Here is a 6,424-nt window from a genome sequence, read left to right on the forward strand (position 1 = left end):
GGTATCCCTTCAGAAATGATGGGTTATTTTTTAAGCTGGTTTTTCAGAGACCTCGATAAAGAGGATGAGTGAAAAAGTTGCGCCATTCTGTTAACTTTACCGGTTACAAATTTTTTACGTTTTTTAGTGAAAAAATCACTTTCGCAGCAGGAGAAAAAAATTGGCGTAACGAATTAGGAAGTTTAGTACTTTAACAAGGGAAAGGAGGTGGAAAGGGTGAAGGTTTTGGTGCTTTTCAATGGTTCGGATAACGCCATGCGGGCGGTAGCCTTTACCGGCAAGCTGGCGTAAAAGACCGCGGATCTTCAGGTGCGGATCCTTCAGGTGGTCGAACTTTGGGAAACCGGTGCGTGGGGGTTTCTAACCCTGCCTAAGGAGAAACAGGAGGAACTCGTGGCGAAGGCCAAGGACCGGGCAGCCGAAGAGTTGAAACGGGCCGAAGACCTCCTTGCGGAGAAGGGTGTACCGGTAGAGAGCGTGATTTTAGTTGGGGAAACCATACTGGAGATCTTAGAGTACGCCGCGCAGTGGCAGCCGGATTTAATCGTGATGGGGAGCCGCGGTACGGGTCCTATCCGGGAGCTGGTTCTGGGTGGTGTCTGCCATAAGATCTTGCAGCTCGCGCAGTGCCCGGTATTGGTCGTGAAGTAACCGCGGATTTTGCTGCTTAGTGCTGTGATATCCATATTGCCACGATAGGGGGATTTAGAAAAATGCTTACGGTTGCTGGAGTGGTTCCTTTAATCGCTTCGGCTGCCCCTCCGGAGGCGGTAAGTGCTGCGGTCAACGCTACGGCAGCGCCTCACACTCCGTGGTGGGTTTGGCCGTTGCTCCTCTTCATCACTACTTTTATTCTCGGCGTCCTTGCGGTTCTCGCAGGTATCGGCGGGGGGGTTCTCTTTACCCCGATCGTCGGCGGTTTTTTTTCCGTTTAACCTTGATTTCGTGCGGGGTGCGGGGCTAATCGTCGCGCTTTCCGGCAGTCTGGCTGCGGGTCCCGGCTTGCTGAAACGGAACTTAGCTAGCTTGCGGCTGGCGCTTCCGGTAGCCCTGATCGCCTCCACGGCGAGCATCTTCGGGGCGCTTATCGGTTTGGCGCTGCCCAAGAACGTTACCCAGATTCTTTTAGGCGCCACGATTATCTGTATCTCGGTACTCTTTATCGTCTCTAAGAGTGCCGAGTTTCCGGAGGTGCCGGGGGCCGATGCGCTGGCGGCCGCCCTGAGGATCAACGGCATCTATTACGAGGCCTCCACCGGCAAGACGGTGGAATGGACGGTTCATCGCTCTGTGCTCGGATTCTTACTTTTCATCGTTATCGGGGTGATGGCGGGGATGTTTGGTTTGGGCGCCGGCTGCGCGAACGTCCCGGTGCTGAACCTGCTGATGGGGGCGCCCTTGAAGATCTCCGTAGCGACCAGTAAGTTCCTCCTTTCCATTACGGATGCCTCTGCCGCCTGGGTCTATCTTAACCACGGCGCCTGCCTGCCCATGATTACGGTGCCGTCGGTTTTGGGCATCATGCTTGGTTCTTTCGTTGGTGTGCGGCTGCTGGCGGTGGCAAAGCCTAAGGCGGTGCGCTATATCGTCATCATTATGTTATTCTTCTCCGGCATTTGGCCCCTACTGCAGGGTCTGGGTATCTGGAAATAGGAGGTGCGAAGATGGTGGCTAAGGAGACGCAAGTAGCCCAGACAGAGGCTCCGCCCGAGCAGGTGGTTTATGCGAATATCCTGCTCGGGGGGGTGCTCATCGGGATAGCCCTTCTGGTTATTGGCTTTATTATCTACGTTAGCGGTATTCTGCCACCGTACGTTCCGGTAGAGGAGCTTCCGAAGTTGTGGGGGTTGAAGGCCCACAAGTATGTGGAAGTAACCAAGTCGCCGACCGGCTGGGGCTGGGTAAGCTATCTCGGCAAAGGCGATTGCTTCAATCATCTTGGTATTGCGTTCCTTTCGGGTTTAACGATTATAGGCTTCTTCTTTTCGCTGGTGCCGGCTTACCTAAAGAAAAAAGATACCTGGTACTTCCTGATCGCCTTGGTTGAGGTTGTGGTCCTTGTTTTGGCTGCCAGTGGCGTGGTAAAAGCTGGGCACTAGGCTTGGGAGGCTATATAGGTCGGCTTGCTACGGGGGTGGTTTCGGTCACCCCCTTTTCTTTTTAGGTATAACGGCGGTCTTAAGCGGAGGAAAATAAGGGCAAATTGGCGGCGGGAAACCGATTTTAGCTGTTGAGAAAGGAGAAGAAGGCTTGCCCTGACGTAGGGCTAAAAGCAGGCGCAGACGGCCGCCGGTGTTGGTAATAACTGGTCGTTTTCGGAGAAGGAAAAGAAGGCCTGGTGGCGAAAAACTCTGTATGGCCTGTTTTATTTCGAAATCAGCGGGGGGTGCTGATTGTAAATGACTCCCGACCTTCAGGCCTTTTTCGCAGGGGCCGTTTTTTTGTTTACTTACGCCGCGATTGTCTCCGGCCGGGTCCACCGGACGGTAGCCGCTTTTGTGGGGGCCGTCCTTCTGGTATTGACCGGTATCATGCCCCCCGACGGGGCGGTGCACGCCATCGATTGGAACACTATCGGCCTGCTGGTGGGAATGATGATCATCGTCGGAGTTACGCAGGAGACGGGAGTTTTCCGGTTTTTAGCGGTGAAGGCGGTTAAGGCAACCAAGGGGGAACCGCTGGCCATTCTCGCTGCGCTGTCCGCGGTAACGGCGTTCCTTTCCGCTTTCCTCGATAACGTGACCACGGTGCTCCTGGTCGTCCCCGTTACCCTTACTGTTGCCAAAAGGCTCGCGCTGAGCCCGCTCCCCTTTCTCCTGGCCGAGATTTTAGCCTCCAATATCGGGGGCACGGCCACCCTGATCGGTGACCCGCCTAATATCATGATCGGGAGCGCTGCGGGATTAGGGTTTATGGACTTCATTATCAACCTGACTCCGGTAGTGCTCCCGGTCTATCTGGTCACCATCTTCATTTTGCAGCTTCTGTACCGGCGGCAACTGCGGGTCGCGCCCGCCGTGCGCCAGCGCATCTTCGAGCTCGACGAGCGGGCAGAACTTAAAGACCCGGTGCTCTTGCGGCAATGTCTCTTCGTGCTGGGTACCGTCATTTTGGGTTTCTTTCTGCACCAGTACCTGCACCTGGAATCGAGCGTAGTAGCTTTAAGCGGCGCGGCGCTCTTGTTGCTTATCACCCGGTCGGAACCGGAGCACGCCTTTCACGCTATCGAATGGCCGGTGATCTTCTTTTTCGTGGGCCTCTTTGTAGTGGTGGGAGCGCTGGTAGAGGTGGGTGCCATCGAGGCGCTGGCGAAGTTTGCTTTAGGGGTGACCGGAGGCGCGCTTATCCCTACCGGTATCTTTATCATGTGGTTTTCCGCCTTGACTTCGGCCTTTGTGGACAACATTCCTTTTGTGGCGACGATGATTCCGCTGCTTAAAAATATGGGGCGGCTGGGCCACCTGCCTTCTTTTGAGCTTAGCTTTCTTTGGTGGTGTTTGGCTCTCGGCGCCTGCCTTGGCGGGAACGGGACCATTATCGGCGCTTCCGCTAACGTGGTGGTGGCAGGAATGGCGGAGAAAAGAGGACTTATACTTACCTTCTGGGAGTTTTTCCGGGTGGGCTTCCCTTTAATGCTCCTCTCGATTTTGCTTTGTTCGGGTTACATGCTTCTGTGGGTGCTCCTTGGGACGGGGCGGGTCGCGCTTTTAAGTGTCGCCCTGGCGCTCCTTTTCGGTTTGCTGCCGCGCCTCTGGTGGCGCTGTAGCGGGCAGAAAGAAGAGGGCGCGGAGGCATAAAGCAGTTTCTTCGTTCGTAGCTTTTCTTTTGAAAAGGAGGAAAAGCGGGGGCAGAATAAGAAATCTGTCGAGCGCTAGAGAATCGTGGCTTTACTTTTGCTGGCAAACTTGTTATAATGCGAATAAAAGGGTTTGTTCCGTATAATTTGCGGTGCGGATAGTTTGTTTGCCGGTAAGAGGTTACGGGAAAGGAGGGGATAGATGGGTAAGCAGGGTAGAAGGCCTTTGGCGCAGGATGTGCTCCTGGTAAGCGGATCTTAGGATGCCTGCTTTAAGGGGGGAGATTATGCCCCAGGAGAAAAGCGGGTCGTCACTGCTCAGGAGCGAGGACTGGTGGGCGGTATGGTTAGGACTCCTGATTTTTATTCTGGCCCTCGGTAAACCACCGGTACCGACCTCCTGGGATGGGTAGTCAAAACGAACCTCTGGATCGACTTCTCCAAGGCCTTAAGTCCAGTCTCGAAACATCTCGCCGAAACAGGATTCTCTGGTTTCACGTCGCTTATCTTCACTCACATCTTTCTCCTCGTCCTTACAACAATCGGTGCTGCGGCCATGCGTTTTAACGTGGGTCGGTTCATCGTCGGGTTCAGTATCATTTTCTGGCTTGCTTACGGTTGCTTGATTAATAGGTCACTGGGGTCCGATAGCGGCACCGACGGTGGCGGAGGCCCAGAAGATCGGGATGACGAAGCTTGGGTTGCGGCTGACGGGCGAAGCCGGATTTATTATCGCGCTGCTTGTCGGCCTCATTATCGGTAATTTCTGCCGCGGCTTTGCCCAGTTTCTCGAGGAAGCGACGCGACCGGAATGGTTTGTGAAGACGGCGATCGTAATCTTAGGCGCGACGATCGGGATTAAGGCCTGCGACGCTCTCGGTTTGGCGGGACAGGTGCTGGCCCGGGGGCTTTGCGCTATCGTTGAGGCTTACCTTCTCTACTGGCCGGTGGTCTATTTCGTCGCGCGGCGCTACTTTAAGTTCACGCCGGAATGGGCAGCGCCGCTGGCTTCCGGTATTTCGATTTGCGGTGTTTCGGCCGCGATTGCTACCGGTGCGGCCATCCGCTCGCGATCGGTGGTCCCCATTATTGTTTCTTCGCTGGTCGTTATCTTTGCCGTGGTTAAGCTTATCATCCTGCCGTTTTTGGCGCAAACGTTCCTCTACACCGAACCGATGGTGACCGGGGCCTGGATGGGCCTCGCGGTGAAGACCGACGGCGCGGCGGTGGCGAGCGGCGCGATTACGGCGGCGCTGATCCAGGCCAAGGCGGCCAGCGCCCTCCACGTCAACTGGGACAAGGACTTTATCACCATGGCCGCCGTTACCACCAAGATCTTCATTGACATCTTTACCGGCGTATGGGCTTTCGTTCTGGCCGTGATCTGGTGCTACTGGATCGAGCGCAAGCCGGGCGAGCGGGTCGGCGCCGGCGAGATCTGGAACCGCTTCCCGAAGTTCGTCATCGGCTACTTCCTCACCTTTCTCGTCATGCTGTTAGTGGGGCTTGGCCACCTGCAGGACCAGGAATTCATGAAAACGGCGAAGGCGGCAATGGGCGAGTCTGACAGCTTGCGCGGCATCTTCTTTACCCTGACCTTCTTCACCATCGGACTGATGTCTAACTTCCGGAAGCTTTGGGAGGAAGGAATGGGCCGCCTGGCTGCGGTTTATGTACTCTGCCTCTTCGGCTTCATCATCTGGGTGGGGCTCTTCATCTCCTGGATCTTCTTCCACGGCGTGATGCCGCCGCAGATGCCGGCTGAACGCCGCAGGGAAAGGAGGCTGAAGTGGATGGTTAACGCTGGTCTTACGGAAGAACGGGAGGAATGGTACGACCTCACGCCGCCGGAAAAGAAACTGATTGGTTATAGCCTGGGCCTCGGCATCGTGCTCCTCGTGCTGTTGGTGCTCCTCCTGCGGTAATAGCCTTGCCATCCGGCTGAGCAGTGTACCGTTGCGGGCCGTTCGGAAAGAACCGGACGGCCCTCTTTTTTGTCCGGCAGCGCGTCCTTTACCGGGTTTTCCCGCGGGCTTCTTGGGTTTATTGATTCAAGTTTGAAACCCAAAGTCACGAAACCCTTGAAAATACTACGGTTCAAGACACGAAGGTATCATGTACTATAACACCCCTCTTCAGGGTTGGCGGAGGAACGTGGCAGCGGGGTAACGTGTAGTGGTAGCCCGGTCCAAGTCCGACCCTGATTAAGCCCCCAAAAAGTATGCTCTACCTGCCAGAAGCTCTTATAGCCTATAGCAACCGCGGCATCCCTAAGGGTGGTATTGGTCCGCAAAACGTACTTCCCGTCGTACCTGGCTTCCTCCTGAAGGAAGTACGTGCTCATCTATACCCACCTGGATCCCGTTTATCTTCAGATACCGGCGGTACGCGCTGTTGCCAATGAGTTGCTTGACCTCTCTCCGCGCGAGCTTCTCCTTAAACCTCGCCACCGCCTCCTTGCGGAGAGAGCGGTCATGCTCCTCTTCTTCCGGGTTTCTAAAATATAAGTGCCTCATTATGAAGCCCATTATAACCAGGTATTTCCCCTCCCGCCAGTTATTGTAGTAAAGTTTAGGTCAAGTCCGAATTCTGGTGTAAATTCCCTCTGGCAGATAAGATCACCCCGTT

At 55.2% G+C, this 6,424-nt stretch carries 8 protein-coding genes; 7 read left to right on the forward strand and 1 reads right to left on the reverse strand.

All coding sequences use genetic code 11. The features are described 5' to 3' along the window. The first annotated feature begins 309 nt into the window (after positions 1–309). From ACUVTA_RS07965 to ACUVTA_RS07995, 7 genes are all read left to right on the forward strand, one after another. Positions 310–651: a universal stress protein gene (locus ACUVTA_RS07965; protein WP_445952421.1), complete on the forward strand. Its 342-nt coding sequence runs from the start codon at positions 310–312 to the stop codon at positions 649–651. 62 nt (positions 652–713) lie between these two features. Further along, a complete protein-coding gene (locus ACUVTA_RS07970) occupies positions 714–935 on the forward strand; it encodes a hypothetical protein (RefSeq protein WP_445952422.1) in 222 nt (73 codons plus the stop codon). Beyond that, positions 865–1,653, forward strand: coding sequence for a sulfite exporter TauE/SafE family protein (locus tag ACUVTA_RS07975; RefSeq protein ID WP_445952423.1), 789 nt, complete (start codon positions 865–867; stop codon positions 1,651–1,653). Before ACUVTA_RS07970 ends, ACUVTA_RS07975 begins: the two co-directional genes overlap by 71 nt. An 11-nt stretch (positions 1,654–1,664) precedes the next feature. Continuing rightward, the gene (locus ACUVTA_RS07980; RefSeq protein ID WP_445952424.1) at positions 1,665–2,099 is read left to right on the forward strand and encodes a DUF1634 domain-containing protein; all 435 of its coding nucleotides are present in this window, start codon (positions 1,665–1,667) and stop codon (positions 2,097–2,099) included. Between the two features lie 342 nt (positions 2,100–2,441). After that, on the forward strand, positions 2,442–3,797 hold the full coding sequence (locus ACUVTA_RS07985; protein ID WP_445952425.1) for an ArsB/NhaD family transporter: 1,356 nt from the start codon (positions 2,442–2,444) through the stop codon (positions 3,795–3,797). 262 nt (positions 3,798–4,059) lie between these two features. After that, positions 4,060–4,209: a hypothetical protein gene (locus ACUVTA_RS07990; protein WP_445952426.1), complete on the forward strand. Its 150-nt coding sequence runs from the start codon at positions 4,060–4,062 to the stop codon at positions 4,207–4,209. Positions 4,210–4,458: 249 nt separating this feature from the next. Beyond that, complete coding sequence (locus tag ACUVTA_RS07995) at positions 4,459–5,721, forward strand: putative sulfate exporter family transporter (RefSeq protein ID WP_445952427.1); 1,263 nt, start codon at positions 4,459–4,461, stop codon at positions 5,719–5,721. A gap of 188 nt (positions 5,722–5,909) precedes the next feature. Here the strand turns inward: ACUVTA_RS07995 and ACUVTA_RS08000 are convergent, their stop codons facing one another. Further along, the gene (locus ACUVTA_RS08000) at positions 5,910–6,140 is read right to left on the reverse strand and encodes a hypothetical protein (protein ID WP_445952428.1); all 231 of its coding nucleotides are present in this window, start codon (positions 6,138–6,140) and stop codon (positions 5,910–5,912) included. Between the last annotated feature and the right edge of the window lie 284 nt (positions 6,141–6,424).

The sequence above is a fragment of the Thermodesulfitimonas sp. genome, from assembly GCF_052743955.1.